We start from the raw sequence: 13,574 nt of genomic DNA on the forward strand, positions 1-13,574 counted from the left end.
GCCACCGTGCGAACGAGTGCTATTCAGCCGATCCGAGACGATCGACGACCGGCGTCGCAGTGATCCCGTGGACGACGACCGAGAGCAGGACGACCGCACCGACCAGCGCCCACACCAGGTCCGCGTTGGCGAAGACGGCCTCGTTGAGGCCGTGTGAGAGGTAGTAAAACGAGCCGATTCCACGGATACCGAAGAAGGCGATCGTGCCACGTTCGGCCCAGTCGCGATCGAACCCGAGCAAACCGATGAGCCCTGCGACCGGTCGAACGACGAAGACGATCACGACAGCAGCGATTGCGGCCTCGATCGTCAACGGCGCGAGAAGGCCGCCGACGATCGCACCGCCGAAAAAGACCATAATAATCGCCATCACGGCCTGCTCTGCCAACTCGCTGATCTCGTGTAACGCCTCGTTGTACTCGTGCGAGCGCTCGTAGTCACGAATCAGTAGCGCCGCGATGAAGACGGCGATGAACCCGTAGCCGCCGACGAGTTCAGTGAGGCCGTAGACGAGCAGCGTCCCGGCGACGGCTTCGAGGCCCTGTACCGATTCGGCGATCTGGGTGGTCGGGTTCGTCAGGAAGACGATGCGAGCCGTCACTGCCCCGAGAACGGCACCGAGTGCGACGCCGACGGCGATTTTGTAGGCGACGGCGACGAGGAGCCACTCGCCGAGCCAGTTGCCGGGAGCGATACCGACGAGGGCGATCGCGATGGCAAGATTCGTAAACGGGAACGCGAGGCCGTCGTTCAGGCCGGCTTCGGAGGAGAGTGCGAATCGGACCTCCGCCTCGTCTTCGCGGGCAGGCGGGGCCTCGATCTGTTCGTTGGTTCCCGAGCCGGGTTCGTCGACCTGGACTTCCGCGGCGAGGACCGGGTCCGTCGGCGCGATGCACGCCCCGAGCAGGACGGCCGTGGGGAGAACCAGACCCGCGAGCCCCCAGCCGAGCAGCGCTGCGCCGATAATCGACAGCGGCATCGTGATCGCGAGGAGTCGCCACGTCGACGCCCAGGCGCGAAGTCCGGGCGGGCGGTCGAGTTTCAGCCCGACTCCCATGAGCGCGAGGATCACGCCGAGTTCGGCGAGGCGTTCGGTCGTCTCGCTCTGTTCGAGCGGGTCCGGTGGTGGGAGATCGATCGGGAGGCCAAACACCAGCAAGCCGAAGGCGACGAAGAAAAGCGGCAGCGAAATCGATCGGTTCGCGACGAGACGGGGCAAGATCGCGACCCCGAAGAGTACGATTCCGATGAAAACGAGGCCGATGTCGTACAACTCGAGTACCATCAGGGACCAGTAACTACCGACAACGGAAGTCTTGAAGCCGATGCAGGCAGATGCAGAACGAATCCCTATGGCGGCCGCCACCCCAGGCCGAGACGATGATGCGACGCGGCGATTCCTCGGACCGTCAGGCCCAGCCTCGCGACCGTCCCCGAACCGAGACGTGCCGCCGGCGGCTCCTCCGATGGGGCAGTCTCGTCGGCCTCACTTCCCTGAGCGGCTGTACCGCAGATATCGGCGAGGAGTTCCCGCCGAACGAAAAGTGGCCGACCGCCGACCTCGCACCCTCGCTCCCCGTGAGCGAACGATCCACCGTCCTGGAAAACGGAATCGAAGCGATGGCTCCCGAATCGATCGCCGACGAAGCCGAGTTCGAGACGGCGATCGACGAGTACGGAATCGACGTCGAGACGGTCGAGCGAGACCGGGACGTGCTGACGATCGAGTACGCCGCGACGGAGCGCTACGAGACGAGTACGCTCCACACCCTCGGCCCGATTGCAGGCGCGTTCGCAGCCCTCGTCGACGCCGGCTACGACGCCACCGCGCTCGCCGTTACCATCCTCGATCCTGCCCCCGACTCGTTCGGCGAAGCCTCGATCGAACGCCCGTGGGCCGAGGCCTACCTCGACGGCGACCTGTCCGCGGCGGAATACGGTGAACTCGTCGCCACGACGGTCGCCTCCGAACGTCACCCACCGGATGTCGAAGTCTCACCGTCAGAATAGCGTTCTCGCGGTACCGACCCGTTGTTTCCCGTGGTTTCTGCCTCCCGATACGCCCGAATTTCCTTATTCGAGCACGACCAGCACGTCACCCATATCGACGCTCTGTTCCTCCTCGACGGCGATCTCCGTCACCGTCCCGCCGCGGGAAGCCACGATGTCGTTTTCCATCTTCATCGCTTCGAGCACGACCAGCACGTCACCCGCCGCGACCTCGTCGCCCTCCTCGACTGCAACGTCGAGGATCGTCCCCTGCATCTCGGCGTCGACGGTCTCGCCGTCGCCGGCGAACTCGTCGCTGCTACCGCTGTCGCCGCCGGCCGGCTGTGGCGGACTTGCCGCCCCAGTTCCAGTGCCGGCCGCCGCCCCGTCACCGACCGGAATCGCCGGCGCGCCGTGCTCTGCGAGTTCAACTTCGAAGCGCTTGCCGTTGACCTCGACGGTGAACTCGCGTTCGACGGTCTCTTCATCGTCTTCGTCTTCGCCCTTGGCCCCGCCGTCGCCGGTGTCGCCGCCCCACTGCGCCTGGGCCTCCTCGATCCGGCTCTCGTCGAGTTCGTTGTCGAGGTACTTCGTCGTGTGCGTGCTCGCGACGAACTGTTCGTCGGTGAGCATGAGCCGGTGGAAGGGGATGATCGTCGGGATGCCCGCAACGTCGTACTCGCGCAGGGCGCGAAGCGAGCGGGCGATACACTCCTCGCGGTCCTCGCCCCAGACGACCAGTTTGGCGATCATCGAGTCGTAGTCGGTCACGAGGTCGTCTCCCTGTCGGAGCGCGTCGTCGAGGCGGACGCCGACGCCGCCCGGCGGATCGTAGGTCTCTAGCTGGCCGCCGGTTGCGGGTGCGAAGTCCTCGGCCGCGTTCTCGGCGTTGATCCGGAACTCCATTGCGTGGCCGTCGACCTCGACGTCGTCCTGGTCGAAGTCGACTTCCTCGCCCGCGGCGATCTGAATCTGGCGTTTGACGATGTCGTAGCCGGTGATCTCCTCCGTGACGGTGTGTTCGACCTGGATCCGCGTGTTAACCTCGAGGAAGTAGAAGTTCGCGTCCGGCCCGAGCGGCCCGTCGCGGCCCGACTCTTCCTCGACGAGGAACTCGACGGTGCCGGCGTTGGTGTAGTCGGCGGCAGCGACCCCGCGGCGGGCGGCCTCGCCGATCTGTTCGCGGAGTTCGTCGGAGAGGGCCGCGGATGGACCTTCTTCGATGACCTTCTGGTGTCGGCGCTGAAGCGAGCAGTCCCGTTCGCCGAGGTGGCGGACGTTACCGTGCTCGTCCGCGAGAATCTGGATCTCGATGTGGCGGGGCTGTTCGAGGTAGCGCTCGAGATAGACCGAGTCGTTGTCGAAGTAGGCCTCGCCCTCGCGCTGTGCGCTCTCTAACTGGTCCTCGATCTCGCTTTCGTCCCAGACGACCTTCATTCCGCGCCCGCCGCCGCCACCCTCGGCCTTGATGGCGATCGGATAGCCGTGTTCCTCGCCGAACGCCGCGACCTCCTCGGGATCGGTAACGGGGTCCGTGGTCCCGGGAACGATCGGCACGTCGGCTTCGGACATGATCTCGCGGGCCTTCGTCTTCTCGCCGAGCGATTCCATCGCGTCGCTCGACGGGCCGATCCAGGTGATCCCGTCCGCGGCTTCGACCTTCTCCGCGAACTCGGCGTTCTCCGCGAGGAAGCCGTAGCCGGGGTGGATCGCGTCGGCGTCGGCCTGCTGTGCGGCCTCGATGACAGCCTCGTGATCGAGATACGAGTCCGCCGCGCGAGCGGGGCCGACATTGTACGCTTCGTCCGCGTATCGGACGTGACCGCTATCCGCGTCGGCCTCGGAGTAAATCGCGACAGTTCCGACGTTTAACTCCTCGCACGCCCGCATCACTCGAACGGCGATCTCGCCGCGGTTCGCCACGAGAACCTTCCTGAACATTCCTGTGAGAACGGTTGCGTGGCCACTACCTTACTTTTTCGCAACGAGGCGAGTACTCCTCACGAATAACCGGGAAAGACAGACAGTACCGCGGGAACGCAGTCCCGTCGAACCACCTGCCCGTCGCTCAGAACCGATCCGTCCTGCCGGCAGCGGCCCACGCGTCCGTCGGCGCCGACCGCGGCACTCGGCTGAACTCGCCCTGCTGGGCTCGAACGCGACCCGAGAAGGCCCACCGCTTGCCGTCCCACGTCTCTTCCTCCTGGGCCGCTGCGGCCGCCGCACGCGCCTGATCGTGCAGGTGTGCCCCGATCGCAGCCGCGATCGCCGCCGCCTCCTCATCGTCGGCATCGGACGGCAGTTCGAGTTCAACACCGGCGGGAAGGCCGACCTCGAGCGGCCGCGTCTTAATCTCGGCCGAGTCGGGTTCGGTGTGCGCTGCGGACGCCTCGGACTGCGGCAGTTCTGCGCCGTCAGCAGCGCGAGTTTTGTCGCTCGCTTCCGGGTGCTGTGCAGTCATACTAGAGCGGGATGTTGCCGTGTTTCTTGTCCGGGTTCTGTTCGCGCTTGGTCTCTAACATCTCGAGGTCGGCGATCAGCCGCGGCCGCGTCTCCGTCGGGACGATCACGTCGTCGAGGAAGCCCTTGTCCGTCGCCGTGTAGGGATTCGCGAACTCTTCGCGGTACTCGTCGATGAGTTCCTCGCGGAGTTCGTCGGGGTTTTCGGCCTCGGCGAGTTCCTCGCGGTAGAGGATGTTGACCGCGCCTTTCGGCCCCATGACGGCGATTTCGGCGGTCGGCCAGGCGTAGTTGACGTCCGCACCGAGGTTCTTCGAGGCCATGACGCAGTAGGCACCGCCGTAGGCCTTGCGGGTGATGACGGTGAGTAGCGGCACGGTCGCTTCCGCGTACGCGTAGAGAAGCTTCGCTCCGTGGCGGATGATCCCACGGTGTTCCTGGTCGGTTCCGGGCATGTAGCCGGGCACGTCGACGAAGGTGACGATCGGGATGTTAAAGGAGTCACAGAAGCGTACGAACCGCGAGCCCTTCATCGAGGCGTCGACGGTGAGCGTGCCGGCGTTGACTCGCGGCTGGTTCGCGACGAGTCCGACGGATCGGCCGTCGAGGCGGCCGAAGCCGACGACGATGTTCTTGGCGAAGTTCTCGCCGACCTCGAAGAACGAACCCTCGTCGACGGTTGCATCGATCACGTCCGTCATGTCGTAGGGCTTTTGCGGGCTGTCCGGCACGATCGAGGTGAGTCGGTCGTCGCGACGGTCCGGATCGTCCCACGGATCGACCCGCGGCGGGTCCTCGACGTTGTTCTGCGGGAGGTAGGAGAGGAGGCGTTTGATGTCGTCTAGAGCCTGCTCCTCGCTCTCGCAGGCGAACTGGGCGACGCCGGTCTTGTCGGCATGGGTCATCGCGCCGCCGAGTTCTTCGTGGGTCACGTCCTCGCCGGTGACGGTCTCGGTGACGCCGGGCCCGGTGATGTACATGTGGCTCGTGTCCTTGACCATGAAGATGAAGTCGGTGATCGCCGGGGAGTAGACGGCACCGCCGGCGCACGGCCCCATGGTCGCGGAAATCTGTGGGATGACGCCGCTCGCTTCCTGGTTCCGGCGGAAGATTTCGGTGTAGCCGGCGAGGCTCTTGACGCCTTCCTGAATGCGAGCACCGGCGGAGTCGTTGAGCCCGATGACGGGCGCGCCGACCTCCATCGCCATGTCCATGACCTTACAGACCTTCTCGGCGAAGACCTCGCCGAGCGAGCCGCCGAAGACGGTAAAGTCGTGTGCAAATACAAAAACTGTTCGGCCGTTTACCTCGCCGTGACCCGTGACGACGCCGTCGCCCCGGATCTTCTTCTCGTCCATCCCGAACTGCCGGGTTTGGTGGGTTCGGAGCTGGTCGAACTCGGTAAACGTACCTTCATCGAGGAAGTAATCGATCCGCTCGCGGGCGGTCATCTTGCCCTTGTCGTGTTGTTTGGCGATTCGGTCCTCACCACCGCCAAGGCGGGCCTCCTCGCGAAACGCCTCGAGTTCGTCGATCCGGTCGTCCATCGTCATGCAGGAACCACCCCGCTTGGATTCATACGCCGTTGTGCGAGGACCAATAGGAAAAGGATTCCGTAACTCCATCACGATTAATAGACACCTAGGTGACATTTCAGGAGTCTCACGGAAAGTTATATATAAGTCCTATTTAAACAGCGTAGGCATGGAACAACGTGAGTCATGGGCAACGAGGACAGGGTTTATTCTCGCTGCCGTGGGTAGTGCTGTTGGGCTTGGAAATATCTGGCGGTTCCCATTCCAGGTTGGGGAGGGTGGTGGGTCGACGTTCCTATTCGTCTACCTGCTGTTTATCGCACTTGTCGGATTCCCGGCGATGCTGGTCGAGTTCGTCGTCGGCCGCCGCACCAATCGGAATCCGGTCGGTGCGCTCAGTGAACTCGGGCAAGGTCTCTGGCAGAAAGTGGGCTGGTTGTTCGTCGCAACCGGCTTCCTGATTCTTTCCTACTACAGTGTCGTTGCTGGATGGACGATTCGATACGTGCTAATCGGCCTGCAGGACGGTTATGTGGGGAATGTTGCCGGAGCTAACGAACAGTTTGGATCCGTCGCTAGCGGGCTTGATGCCGTCCTTTTGCACGCGATCTTCATGGCTGCAGTGATCGGTATCGTTGCCCTTGGCATTCAGAAAGGGATCGAGTTCTCGGTGAAGCTCATGGTCCCAGCAATTATCGCGATCACGATCGGCCTTGCAGCCTACGCGTTCACGCTCGACGGCGCGGGTGAAGCGTACGCGTACTACCTGTCGCCGGACATCTCGGTAATTGTAAACGAGTTCACATCCGTACTTCCGGGTGCTGCGGGACAGGCGTTCTTCACGCTCTCGCTCGGGATGGGTGTGATGATTACCTACGCGTCCTATCTGGATGAGGATCGGAATCTGGTCGAGGACGGCCTCGCAATCGTCGGTCTCGACACGCTGATCGCATTCACTGTGGGACTGATCGTGTTCCCCATTCTCTTTACGGCCGGTATCGATCCGGGCGATCCTGGTGCAGGGGCGATTTTCGTCAGTCTGGCCGCTGCGTTCGCTGAACTGCCATTCGGAGGGATCATCGGGGCCGTCTTCTTCGCGACGGTCGCGATTGCGGCGCTCTCGAGTGCGATCAGTATCATGGAAGTGGTCGTCTCGTACCTGATCGACGAGTGGGATGTCGGCCGCGTTCCTGCGACCGTCGTGCTGGGCGTCGGGCTCTTTATCGTCGGCCTGCCAGCTGCGCTCGACATCATCTTCGTGGACGTTTACGACTTATTCGTGAACAACGTGTTACTCGTTCTGGGTGCACTGCTGGTCTCGATCTTCGTCGGGTGGATCGTCCCCGAACTGGGACGCAGTGAACTCCGCAAGGGGATCGGTGATCTCGGTATCTGGGGAACGGGCTGGATTTGGCTCGTCCGTATTCCAGTGATCATCACGCTGCTTGTGACGATTGCACTCGGGGCCATGGGGTACTATGACTTCCTCACGACTGACTTCGCTGACTGGCTCAACGAGACGCTGTAAGTCAGTCAACGGATCGATCTTGTGTCCCACCAATAACTAACGCTTACTCCGAATTTTTTGACCGTCTCCCGTTACGATATCTCATGAGGGATCTCTCCAGCCGTCAGTTCACCTAAACTCTTTTATATGTGCAGTGTGATCATGTACCATGGTTGGGGAACTCAACCGACGGCGGGTACTGAGTGGTATCGGTGCAGCAGGTGTGGCCGGACTAGCCGGTTGTATCGGTGACGAAGGTGATGTCACAGAAGGCGGGCCGGACGTCCTGAACATCATCGGCTATCCCGAAAGCGGCATCCAGATCTTTCGGGACTACTACTCGAACTACGACAACGGAACCGACATTATCGTCCCGGACGGGCTTCAAGACGGCGATCTTCCCGGCGAAGTCGACAACGACATGGAAAACGTCATCGGGACAGCACCAGCCTCGGAAGGACCGAACGAGGATGCCTTCAACGAACTCTACGAGGACGAGTTCGGCGACTCGCCGGGCGTCTTCAACTCGCACACGTTCGACGCGGTCGCAGTCTGTATCCTCGCGAACATCGCAGCCGGCGATAACGACGGCGAGGCGGTCCGCGACCAGATGCGCCGGGTCGCAAACCCCGGTGGCGACGAGTACGGCCCCGGTGACCTCCAGGAGGCCGCGGAAGCCGTCGCCGACGGCGACGAAATCTCGTATCAGGGGGCCTCGAGCAGCATCACCTTCGACGATATCGGCGATCCGGCGGACGCCGGCTACGACGTTTGGGAGTTCGCGGACGGTGGGACCGAGACGATCGATACGGTCACATTCGAGGGCGAGGGGCCCGGCGGCGAGATGGCAGACGATTCTCCCGGTGGAACGGATCGCGAGGTAATGGTCGCGATGTTGCTCCCCGAAACCGGCGACCTGGGTGAACTCGGCAGCCCGATGATCCAGGCCGGCGAACTCGCTGCCGCCCAGTTCGAGGGGACCAGTTTCGAAATCGATCTCGCGATCGAAGACACCGAAACCGACGAAGATCAGACGATTTCCAACGGTGGCGCGCTTATCGACGCCGGCTATCCGGCGATCGTCGGCGCAGCCTCATCCGGGAACTCGGTGCCGCTCGTCGGGGAGACAAGCAGCGCGAACGTCGTCCAGTGCTCACCGGCGAGTACGGCACTTTCGCTGTCAGAAGTCGACGACGACGACTACTTCTTCCGCACGGCACCGAGTGACTTGCTCCAGGGCCAGGTTATGGCCCAGGTCTCGGCCGAGCGCCTCGAGGCCGGCACCGTCGGCACGCTGTACGTCAACAACGACTACGGCCAGCAACTCTCCGAGCAGTACGTCAGCTCGTTCACCGAGGAACAGGGCGGGGACGCGCTCAACGAAGTCTCGTTCGAACCCGAGCAGGGCTCGTACACCGGTGAACTCGAGTCGGCACTTGCCGAGTAAGGCTGCGCCGGTTCGAGGGCACCTCACCGTCCTCGCGATCGTCACGTCTTGTTTTTGCTGCCACCCGATCGATGCTCTCGACCCTCGACTGCTGTAGTGGCGAAACCGCGCCACGCGCTGAAAAATGAGTTACCCGCCGAGAAACTGCTGGCGAACCTCCTCGTCGTGGAGCAACGCATCCCCGTCATCGACGTACCGGTTTCGCCCCTGGACGAGAACGTATCCCCGGTCACAGCGACGCAACGCCTCCTTGGCGTTTTGCTCGACCACCAGCACGGCCGTCCCGTTGTCGTTGATCATATCGACGTGGTCGAACATCTCGTCGACCAAATCCGGCGCGAGGCCGGCACTCGGTTCGTCGAGCAACAACAGATCCGGATCGAGCATCAGCGCCCGCCCCATCGCGACCATCTGCTGTTGCCCCCCGCTCATCGACCCCGTCTTCTGGTCCCGTCGCTCCCGCAAAATCGGGAACTGGTCGAACACCGCCTCGAGTGCATCCCCCGGGACCTCATCGAGGATGTACGCTCCCATCTCGAGATTCTCCTGCACCGTCAGCGACGGGAAGACGTTCTCCGTCTGGGGAACGTAGCCGATGCCCTTGTGAATGATCTCGTCGGGCGAATGACCCGTGATGTCCTCGTCGTTGAACTCGATCGAGCCGTCCATGTAGGTCGCCAGGCCAAATACTGACTTCATCGCGGTCGACTTGCCGGCCCCGTTCGGCCCAACGATGACGACATACTCATCCTCGGCAACCTCGAGATCCACATCGCTCAGGACCTGCAGGTCGCCGTACCCGGCATCGAGCCCGGACACGTCGAGCATCGCCATCAAACCTCACCTCCGAGATAGGCCTCGATGACCCGTTCGTTAGACGTAATCTGCCCGGGAACGCCCTCCGCCAGGACCGACCCCTGGTGCATGACGATCACGTGCTCGCAGTTGTCCATAATGAGATCCATATCGTGTTCGACGATCAGGAAGGTGTACCCGTCCGCTCGCAGTTCGTGGATATGCTCGAGCAACTTCTTCTCGAGCGTCGGATTGACGCCCGCGAACGGCTCGTCGAGCAGCAACATCTCCGGCTCCGTCATCAGCGCCCGCGCCATCTCGAGCAACTTCCGCTGACCGCCGGAGAGCGTCCCTGCCTTCTCCTCGGCAATGTGCTCTATCTCGAAGAACTCGAGTGTGTCCCAGACGCGTTCAAGGAGTTCTCGTTCCTGTTGTTCGACCTCGCGTCTGGCAACCGGCATGACCGACCGCCAGAGGGCCTCGCCCTGCTGGTGTTTCGCCGGGAGCATCAGGTTCTCGAGGACGGTCATGTTCGCCATCTCGCGAGCGATCTGAAACGTCCTGACGAGGCCGTAGTCGACACACTCGTACGGATTGATGCCGGTGATGTCCCGGCCCTGAAACGTGACGGTACCGGCATCGGGTTGGTGGATACCGGTGATGCAGTTGAACGTGGTCGACTTGCCGGCCCCGTTCGGCCCGATCAACCCCGTCATCGAGCCGGATTCGACCGTGAACGAAGCACCGTCGACAGCCGTAATCCCACCGAAGCGCTTGCCGAGCCTGTTGACCGCGAGTTCAACGTCGTCACTGTATTCGGTCGCCGGTCTCGAGACGGATTCGGTGTCCGTGCCAGTGTCGATGTTCGTTCCCGTTTCGGCTGACCGGACGTTTGCTGAGCTGTCACTCATGGTTTCTCACCGCCGGTGTGGGTCGTCTCGTTCGTTTCGCTCGTTTCGCTTGTCTCGCTCGTCGCGTCTGTAGTCGTTCTCGGTTCGATATCGTGGTCGTGGTCAGGTGCGTCAGTACTGGCACTGTTCGAGTGGCCATGAGTGCGGTTGTGATCGACGCCTGTCCCGGGATCGTCACCGGTATCGTTACTGTTGCCACCACTGCTATTGCCCCCGCCACGACTGCCACCACCACCGCTACCGCCGGTTCCGGCACCACTCGGGCGACTTCCCAGTGGAATCGCAGCCGCCGTTTCCTCGCGATGGCCGAGCAATCCCTCCGGCCGCCGTTGCATGAGGAGGATTAATGCGACACCCATGATCACGAACTGGAGCGTCAGGAACTCGTCAAACGTGTACCGAACCAGCGGCGCGGGGTCCGCAGAGAGCAGCGGTCCGACCGCGCCCGCGAAGGTATTCGGGGCGTCGTCGACTGCCACGACCTGATCGATCACCCGTCGGAGGTACTGCGGCCCCTCAAACAGGATGGCGACGAAGAGCCCGGACCCGAGAACGCTTCCCGTGTTCGAGCCTGCACCACCGATGATCAGCGCGATCCAGATGTAGAACGTGACGTGCGGACGGAACGCCGTGGGCGTCACGCCAGTCCGTCGGAATCGCCACAAAATTCCGGCGAGTCCCATCAGCGCACAGCCGAGCACGAACACCTTTATCTTGAACCGGTTCGTGTTCTTGCCGAGGGACTGGGCCGCCTCCTCGTCCTCGCGGATCGCCTTCAGCACGCGCCCGAACGGCGACCGGCTCGTCCGCTGGATGAGCCAGTAAAAGCCCGCCAGAACGAGTACGAGCACGATCGAATACGCGAGCGCCCGCGCCTGCGTCGGCCCGAACCCGAACAGACTGTTCGTCAGATCGACGAACGAACTGAACGCTCCGAGTTCGAAGATGGCATTCATCGGGTCGCCGTAGTTCCGGATGAGTCCGCGGCCGCCGCCCGTCCCGAGTTCAGCACCGAGAACGGTGAACTCCTGGAGCGCACCGGAGGTGACCCCGAGACGGACGATTTCTGCGAACGCGATGGTCGTGATGGCGAAGTAGTCGGCCCGCAACCGCAGTGCGGGAAGGGCGACGACGAGGCCGGCGAGGCCAGCGATGACGACGCCACCGACGATGGCGATGGGAACCGGAAGACCGAGACCGGAGTATTGTGCGGCCCCGCTCGGGTCGGCCGGCTTCGCGAGCATCATGGTGGCGTACAGTCCGATCGCCATGAAGCCGGCGATGCCGATGTTGAACAGTCCGGTGTAGCCCCAGTGGAGGTTCAACGCCAGCGTCACCATCCCGTAGACCGCGATCAGGTAGGTCATCCGCCGGAGCGTGTTGATGATCCCGTCCAGCGAGTAGCCGAGGACGAGGCCGATCGCGGCGTATATGAGGTAGATCGCCCCGATAACCGCGACGATCTTGAGGGCGTCGTGTTCCCACAGCGTTTCCAGTTGTGCTCGGTAATCGGAGTGCGGTGTCGCGCTCATGCTGTCGTCTTCCCTCCGAAGAGCCCGGATGGCCTGATTAGCAAGACCAGGATCATCATCAGGAACGCCGTGATGGTCGTAAAGTCGCCGCCGGGAAGCCAGATCATTGACATGTGCATGGTGACGCCGATGACGAGACCGCCGAAGATCGCACCGTAGATCGAGCCGATCCCGCCGAGGATCACGGCGGCGAAGATCAACAGCAAGAGCAGCCAGCCGAACTGCCAGTCGATCGTCCCCGTCCACAGCACCATGAGGTATCCCGCGCTGCCGGCGAGTCCCCCGCCGATCATCCAGGTCCAGCGGATCACGCGCTCGGTCGGAATCCCGGTTACAAGGGCCAGGTCCTTGTTATCCGACATCGCCCGCATGGCCTTCCCGAGTTTCGTTCGCTGGAGCAGCAGGTGGACACCGATCATCAGCGCCGCTGCCGCCGCGATCAACGTCCCGTCGTGGGCGTCGATCGACACGTAGCCGTCGACGAGCAACAGATCGGCCGACGGGACGCTCGCGGTAGTCCCCCGAGACTGGCTCGAATACACGAACACGATGAGGTAGCGCAGCGCGAAGGCGACGCCGATACTGGTGATCAACAGCGGGATGCCGTCGGAACCGCGCATCGGCTTGTAGGCGAGGCGGTCGATCAGCACTGCGAGTAGTGCGGTCCCGACGCCAGCGAGCAGGAGGCCGCCGAAAATCGCGATCGGCGTCGACATAACCGAAATGCCGAACTGTGGCCCCCCAATGCCCCGCTGTGGACCGACGAGGGCCAGATGACCGATACTCGCCGCACCCCAGCCGCCGATGAGATACGTGCCGCCCCAGCCGATGAACGCGCCGACAGTAATCGTATCACCGTGTGCGAAGTTTGCGAAATTGAGGATACTATAGGTCATCGAGAGACCGATTCCCGCGAGACCGATAATCAGTCCGTACAGAACCCCTTGCATCACGTATCGCCCGATACGTGAGATGTTATACGTCCCGTCAAAGACGCCGAGGATGAGATCTCCCACCAGGAGTAAAGCACCAGTCCCAACAGCGAGCAACAGGAGTTGCTCGACTGTGAGATTTCTCCCCCGTGTAACGGCGTCATCTACAGTCGACATTCATTCCCCTCCGTAATGCCACTGTTACCCATGTTACCATGATATATGTTATGGTGCCACATCCAGAAGATCCGAGCGAGCGAGACGAGGCTTCTCCGTCCCACTTCATCCGCTGAACTCGCCGAAAACCGCAGTTGGACTGTTGAGAACAGGACCGAACGCGCGTTCACTCGATCGCAATCGCCCTGCCAGTGCGAACAGGGCGAGAATTGGGAGGCAATGGGTCGCTCTGCCAAGCACTACTCATGCCGGTTAACTCCGTTCCCAACCAGTCCGAGAGATAGTACAG

The 13,574-nt window shown here is 62.6% G+C and carries 11 protein-coding genes; 3 read left to right on the forward strand and 8 right to left on the reverse strand.

The annotated features are described in order from the left end of the window. Window positions 1–19: 19 nt before the first annotated feature. Window positions 20–1,285 carry a cation:proton antiporter gene (locus C484_RS20930; protein ID WP_006827859.1) on the reverse strand — a complete coding sequence of 422 codons (1,266 nt, stop codon included), beginning with the start codon at window positions 1,283–1,285 and terminating at the stop codon, window positions 20–22. 95 nt (window positions 1,286–1,380) lie between these two features. Between C484_RS20930 and C484_RS20935 the strand changes: the two genes are divergently transcribed. Beyond that, window positions 1,381–2,010: a hypothetical protein gene (locus tag C484_RS20935; protein WP_049915878.1), complete on the forward strand. Its 630-nt coding sequence runs from the start codon at window positions 1,381–1,383 to the stop codon at window positions 2,008–2,010. A gap of 63 nt (window positions 2,011–2,073) precedes the next feature. Here the strand turns inward: C484_RS20935 and C484_RS20940 are convergent, their stop codons facing one another. From C484_RS20940 to C484_RS20950, 3 genes are all read right to left on the reverse strand, one after another. Then, on the reverse strand, window positions 2,074–3,930 hold the full coding sequence (locus tag C484_RS20940; RefSeq protein ID WP_006827861.1) for an acetyl-CoA carboxylase biotin carboxylase subunit: 1,857 nt from the start codon (window positions 3,928–3,930) through the stop codon (window positions 2,074–2,076). A gap of 127 nt (window positions 3,931–4,057) precedes the next feature. Next, the gene (locus C484_RS20945) at window positions 4,058–4,450 is read right to left on the reverse strand and encodes a hypothetical protein (protein WP_006827862.1); all 393 of its coding nucleotides are present in this window, start codon (window positions 4,448–4,450) and stop codon (window positions 4,058–4,060) included. A gap of 1 nt (window position 4,451) precedes the next feature. Continuing rightward, the gene (locus C484_RS20950; protein ID WP_006827863.1) at window positions 4,452–5,996 is read right to left on the reverse strand and encodes an acyl-CoA carboxylase subunit beta; all 1,545 of its coding nucleotides are present in this window, start codon (window positions 5,994–5,996) and stop codon (window positions 4,452–4,454) included. A gap of 157 nt (window positions 5,997–6,153) precedes the next feature. On the opposite strand from C484_RS20950, the gene C484_RS20955 reads away from it, so the two are divergent. Continuing rightward, window positions 6,154–7,512 carry a sodium-dependent transporter gene (locus C484_RS20955; RefSeq protein ID WP_049915847.1) on the forward strand — a complete coding sequence of 453 codons (1,359 nt, stop codon included), beginning with the start codon at window positions 6,154–6,156 and terminating at the stop codon, window positions 7,510–7,512. Window positions 7,513–7,660: 148 nt separating this feature from the next. After that, entirely contained in the window at window positions 7,661–8,938 is a 1,278-nt protein-coding gene (locus tag C484_RS20960) for an ABC transporter substrate-binding protein (protein WP_049915851.1), read from the forward strand. A 129-nt stretch (window positions 8,939–9,067) separates the two neighbouring features. On the opposite strand, the gene C484_RS20965 is transcribed toward C484_RS20960, so the two are convergent. Genes C484_RS20965 through C484_RS20980 form a run of 4 tightly spaced genes read right to left on the reverse strand, consistent with a single transcriptional unit; the run spans window position 9,068 to window position 13,285 of the window. Further along, window positions 9,068–9,772 carry an ABC transporter ATP-binding protein gene (locus C484_RS20965; protein WP_006827866.1) on the reverse strand — a complete coding sequence of 235 codons (705 nt, stop codon included), beginning with the start codon at window positions 9,770–9,772 and terminating at the stop codon, window positions 9,068–9,070. Next, entirely contained in the window at window positions 9,772–10,644 is an 873-nt protein-coding gene (locus C484_RS20970; protein WP_006827867.1) for an ABC transporter ATP-binding protein, read from the reverse strand. The genes C484_RS20965 and C484_RS20970 overlap by 1 nt, the downstream gene beginning before the upstream one ends. Next, window positions 10,641–12,176 carry a branched-chain amino acid ABC transporter permease gene (locus C484_RS20975; protein ID WP_006827868.1) on the reverse strand — a complete coding sequence of 512 codons (1,536 nt, stop codon included), beginning with the start codon at window positions 12,174–12,176 and terminating at the stop codon, window positions 10,641–10,643. The genes C484_RS20970 and C484_RS20975 overlap by 4 nt, the downstream gene beginning before the upstream one ends. Beyond that, window positions 12,173–13,285, reverse strand: coding sequence for a branched-chain amino acid ABC transporter permease (locus C484_RS20980; RefSeq protein ID WP_049915853.1), 1,113 nt, complete (start codon window positions 13,283–13,285; stop codon window positions 12,173–12,175). The genes C484_RS20975 and C484_RS20980 overlap by 4 nt, the downstream gene beginning before the upstream one ends. Window positions 13,286–13,574 lie beyond the last annotated feature (289 nt).

The sequence above is a fragment of the Natrialba taiwanensis DSM 12281 genome, assembly GCF_000337595.1.
GTDB classification, from domain to species: domain Archaea; phylum Halobacteriota; class Halobacteria; order Halobacteriales; family Natrialbaceae; genus Natrialba; species Natrialba taiwanensis.

Coding starts and splice junctions, on each gene's coding strand:
- C484_RS20945 (WP_006827862.1), bottom strand. CDS start 4,450: ATGACTGCACAGCACCCGGAAGCGAGCGACAAAACTCGCGCTGCTGAC.
- C484_RS20980 (WP_049915853.1), bottom strand. CDS start 13,285: ATGTCGACTGTAGATGACGCCGTTACACGGGGGAGAAATCTCACAGTC.
- C484_RS20935 (WP_049915878.1), top strand. CDS start 1,381: ATGATGCGACGCGGCGATTCCTCGGACCGTCAGGCCCAGCCTCGCGAC.
- C484_RS20965 (WP_006827866.1), bottom strand. CDS start 9,772: ATGGCGATGCTCGACGTGTCCGGGCTCGATGCCGGGTACGGCGACCTG.
- C484_RS20970 (WP_006827867.1), bottom strand. CDS start 10,644: ATGAGTGACAGCTCAGCAAACGTCCGGTCAGCCGAAACGGGAACGAAC.
- C484_RS20940 (WP_006827861.1), bottom strand. CDS start 3,930: ATGTTCAGGAAGGTTCTCGTGGCGAACCGCGGCGAGATCGCCGTTCGA.
- C484_RS20950 (WP_006827863.1), bottom strand. CDS start 5,996: ATGGACGACCGGATCGACGAACTCGAGGCGTTTCGCGAGGAGGCCCGC.
- C484_RS20975 (WP_006827868.1), bottom strand. CDS start 12,176: ATGAGCGCGACACCGCACTCCGATTACCGAGCACAACTGGAAACGCTG.
- C484_RS20930 (WP_006827859.1), bottom strand. CDS start 1,285: ATGGTACTCGAGTTGTACGACATCGGCCTCGTTTTCATCGGAATCGTA.
- C484_RS20955 (WP_049915847.1), top strand. CDS start 6,154: ATGGAACAACGTGAGTCATGGGCAACGAGGACAGGGTTTATTCTCGCT.
- C484_RS20960 (WP_049915851.1), top strand. CDS start 7,661: ATGGTTGGGGAACTCAACCGACGGCGGGTACTGAGTGGTATCGGTGCA.